Origin of the sequence: Pseudoalteromonas sp. ESRF-bin5 (assembly GCF_002632075.1) — a bacterium.
Classification (GTDB): domain Bacteria; phylum Pseudomonadota; class Gammaproteobacteria; order Enterobacterales; family Alteromonadaceae; genus Pseudoalteromonas; species Pseudoalteromonas marina.
In genome coordinates, this window is sequence record NZ_NTLW01000042.1 from 1 (window position 1) to 3,879 (window position 3,879).

At 41.1% G+C, this 3,879-nt stretch carries 5 protein-coding genes; all 5 read left to right on the plus strand.

The genetic code is table 11. The features are described 5' to 3' along the window. Positions 1-184: 184 nt before the first annotated feature. On the plus strand, positions 185-628 hold the full coding sequence (gene dksA, locus BCG07_RS01070; protein WP_006791878.1) for an RNA polymerase-binding protein DksA: 444 nt from the start codon (positions 185-187) through the stop codon (positions 626-628). 18 nt (positions 629-646) lie between these two features. Then, the gene (gene gluQRS, locus BCG07_RS01075) at positions 647-1,549 is read left to right on the plus strand and encodes a tRNA glutamyl-Q(34) synthetase GluQRS (RefSeq protein WP_008130954.1); all 903 of its coding nucleotides are present in this window, start codon (positions 647-649) and stop codon (positions 1,547-1,549) included. 187 nt (positions 1,550-1,736) lie between these two features. Beyond that, a complete protein-coding gene (pcnB, locus tag BCG07_RS01080) occupies positions 1,737-3,158 on the plus strand; it encodes a polynucleotide adenylyltransferase PcnB (protein WP_008130950.1) in 1,422 nt (473 codons plus the stop codon). Positions 3,159-3,162: 4 nt separating this feature from the next. Continuing rightward, positions 3,163-3,648 carry a 2-amino-4-hydroxy-6-hydroxymethyldihydropteridine diphosphokinase gene (folK, locus tag BCG07_RS01085; RefSeq protein WP_008130948.1) on the plus strand — a complete coding sequence of 162 codons (486 nt, stop codon included), beginning with the start codon at positions 3,163-3,165 and terminating at the stop codon, positions 3,646-3,648. A gap of 31 nt (positions 3,649-3,679) precedes the next feature. Then, on the plus strand, positions 3,680-3,879 hold a 200-nt coding region (locus BCG07_RS01090; protein WP_286888146.1), incomplete at its 3' end, for a 3-methyl-2-oxobutanoate hydroxymethyltransferase.

The window sequence follows — 3,879 nt, forward strand, 5'->3', positions numbered from 1 at the left end:
AGGCAAGTTTTACAAACCAGTAAGTTAGTTAAATAAGCACCCTCATTTAACGCACTTTTTACTCGCAAAGCATGGTTGAAGCTAATTCGAATAATTAAAAATAAATTTGCCTAGGGTATAAGTTTCTGTTATTTATACCGCCGGCTAATGCTGAGGCATTAAATTAAGGATTTAGGAGAGAGTTATGCCAGACCAAAAGAAACATGGTTTATTGGCTCAAGCCGGTTTAGAACCATACCAAGAAAAACCAGGCGAAGAGTATATGAATGAAGCACAACGTGCTCATTTCAAAACGATTTTAGAAACTTGGCGTAACGATTTACGTAACGAAGTTGATCGTACAAAATCGCATATGCAAGACGAAGCTGCTAACTTTCCTGACCCAGTTGACCGCGCTGCACAAGAAGAAGAGTTTTCTTTAGAACTTCGAACTCGTGACCGCGAACGTAAATTAATTAAAAAAATTGAAAAAACAATTATTTTAATTAAAGAAGATGATTTTGGCTTTTGTGAGTCTTGTGGCATCGAAATTGGCATTCGCCGCCTAGAAGCGCGACCAACTGCTGATTTATGCGTAGACTGTAAAACACTTGCAGAAATTAAAGAAAAACAAGCTGGACGCGGCTAATTAACCCTATTAATTAGCATGCCACCTGCAGCCGTTACTGCGCCTATGCGCAACTATCGCGGTCGTTTTGCACCGTCTCCTTCTGGGCCACTTCATTTTGGCTCACTTGTTGCGGCTGTGGGCAGTTACCTTGATGCAAAAGCAAATAAAGGGTCTTGGCTCGTCCGTATCGAGGATATAGACACCACTCGAGTGGTGAAAAATGCCGACACCGATATTCTAAATACCTTACAAGCCTATTGCCTCCACTGGGATGAATCAGTTGTTTATCAAACTAAGCGGCTCGATTTATACCAAGACGTAGTCAGCTCCCTTGAAAATCAACAATGTGTTTATGCTTGCCACTGTAGCCGAAAACAAATAAAAGCATTGGGTGGAATTTACCAAGGCCAGTGTAAAAACCTTGGACACCCAACCGATACAGGCGCACTACGATTAACACAATGCCATGCAACCACACACTTTAACGATCTGATTCAAGGTGATATTTGTGTTAGTAGCGAGCTGGCACACGAAGATTATATAATAAAGCGCAGTGATGGCTTATTCGCCTACCAATTAGTGGTTGTTGTGGACGATATTGATCAAGGCATAAATAGGATTGTTAGAGGCGCCGATTTAATTGAGCCAACAGCACGGCAAATCAGTTTATTTAAACAACTTAATCACCCTATTCCTGAGTTTGCTCACTTACCTTTAGCCGTTGCCAAGCCCGGTTTTAAGCTATCTAAACAAAACTACGCTCCTGCAATTAGTAAAGCCGAGCCAAAACCCGCATTGATAAGTGCCTTTGAATTTTTAGGCTTGCCAACTCATGCCAATTTAATGGATTTAACTACTGAGCAACTCATTGAATGGGGCGTAAATACCTTTGAGTTAAAGCAAGTGCCGCAAGTCGCTGAAATACAAATTTCTCAGTAGCAAACAAGTTAAGCCAAGCAATTTACTAAACTGTGTAAATAAAATCGTTAAAAACAGCTTAATTTCAACACATCAACTTAATTTTTAAACCCTGCTGGTATATGATAGCCGCCTAAATATGTGCTATTTGAGTAAGACGGTGAGTATTGGGGTTTAACACCACTATTTGCGGTTATTTTTGATTGCGATGAAAGGCCAATCAACACCTTCTAGGAGACGGATTATTATTTCCAAGCTTTTTCAATTTTGCCGACAGATAATCGGCCCAAATACGAGTGCTGAAAATGCCTCTGTAAGCAGCGAACCATTAGTAATCACGCGCGGTGAGCATGGTATTTCTCGTAAACAATTTAGCCCAAATGCAATCAAAGTTTTATACCGATTAAAAGACGGTGGCTTTGATGCCTACCTCGTTGGTGGTTGTATTCGCGATATATTGTTAGGTCAACAACCTAAAGACTTTGATGTAGTCACTAACGCAACGCCCGACCAAGTTAAAAAGCTTTTTAGAAACTGTAGATTAATTGGTCGCCGTTTTCGTTTAGCGCACATTGTATTTGGCCGTGAAATTATTGAAGTGGCAACCATGCGCGGTCATCACGAAGCGCCTGAGTCTAAAAACCAAATAAGCCAATCAAGTACTGAAGGGCAATTATTACGCGACAACGTATTTGGTAGCATTGAAGAAGATGCTGAGCGCCGTGATTTTTCAATTAACGCGCTGTATTACTCAATTAACGATTTTAGCATTCATGATTACGCCAATGGTTTAGCCGCTATTAAAGCAAAACAAATAGAGCTTATTGGCGATCCTGAAACACGCTACCGTGAAGATCCAGTGCGTATGTTACGCGCAGTACGATTTGCAACAAAGCTTGATATGAGCATTGCGCCAAATAGCGAAAAGCCGATCAGCGAGCTTGCCAGCTTACTTGATAACATTCCACCGGCGCGTTTGTTTGAAGAAGTACTTAAACTGTTTTTAAACGGTAAAGCTGAAGCTAACTTTTTAATGCTTCGCCAGTACGGGCTTTTCCGTGCATTATTTCCTGCGCTAGATAAAATTTTAGAAGCCAACCCAAATGGTTTAGAACAAGCCTTTGTTCAGCAAATGTTTCAAAATACCGATAAACGCATAAATGCAGATAAAAAAGTAACGCCTGCATTTATTTTTGCCGCGCTATTATGGTTCCCACTTTTAGCAATAACCAAAAAGCTTCAAGCCGAAGAACAACTTAGTGAGTACGATGCCTTTGCACAAGCAATGAATAAAGTACTTAGCGAAAGCGCACAACATATTGCAGTTCCAAAACGCTTTACGTTGGGTGCGCGCGATATTTGGCATATCCAGCACCGTTTAGATAAACGTGCAGGCCAACGTGCGTACAGGTTAACACAACAACCGCGCTTTAAAGCCGCTTACGACTTTTTATTATTGCGCGTTGATGCGGGTGAAACTGAGCATAAAGAACTTGCACAGTGGTGGACTCAATACCTTAGCCAAGATATTAACGGTCAAAAAGACATGGTTAAAAACTTAGGTCATCAAGGTGGTCCAAAGCCGCGTAAACGCTCTCGCCGCCGCGCACCAAGAAAGCCAGCTGAGTAATAACATGAACTGTGTTTATTTAGGGTTAGGTGCTAACTTAAGTTCGCCTAAACAACAGCTTGATAACGCGATTGCGGCACTTAAAAAACTGCCGCATAGCGAGTTTGTAAGCGTGTCTCACTATTACGCAAGTAAACCCATGGGACCGCAAGACCAACCCGACTACATTAACGCAGTTGCATGTATTAATACCCATCTTGAACCAGAACAGCTACTTGATTTAACACAAAAAATTGAACTAGAGCACGGCCGTGTTAGAAAAGCCGAACGTTGGGGTCCTCGAACGCTAGACATAGATACCCTTTTATTTGGTAATAAAATTATTAATACTGCACGCTTAACTGTGCCCCATTATGGCTTGAACGAACGCGAGTTTGTGGTGTATCCACTGCTTGAACTTGCGCCAGAACTTATTTTACCCAGCGGCATTGCACTAAAAACCATTGCAACTAATTTACCGCTAAACGACTTACAACAATTACCTCTGTAATTAACCAAGGCTTGTGCCTGCGAGGAATATTATGTCTAAAATAACCGTTTCTACTTTAAATAAAATGAAAGCAGAAAATAACAAAATCACAGCATTAACTGCTTACGATGCAAGCTTTGCAAAGTTATTTCATGATAATGGCGTTAACGTTATTTTAGTCGGTGATTCATTAGGTATGGTGCTGCAAGGCGGTGATGATACGCTTGGCGTAACCAACCAAGATATTGCTTA

What these genes read in the sequence shown, in the direction of transcription:
- dksA (WP_006791878.1), top strand. Translation starts at nt 185, where the DNA reads ATGCCAGACCAAAAGAAACATGGTTTATTGGCTCAAGCCGGTTTAGAA.
- gluQRS (WP_008130954.1), top strand. Translation starts at nt 647, where the DNA reads ATGCCACCTGCAGCCGTTACTGCGCCTATGCGCAACTATCGCGGTCGT.
- pcnB (WP_008130950.1), top strand. Translation starts at nt 1,737, where the DNA reads ATGAAAGGCCAATCAACACCTTCTAGGAGACGGATTATTATTTCCAAG.
- folK (WP_008130948.1), top strand. Translation starts at nt 3,163, where the DNA reads ATGAACTGTGTTTATTTAGGGTTAGGTGCTAACTTAAGTTCGCCTAAA.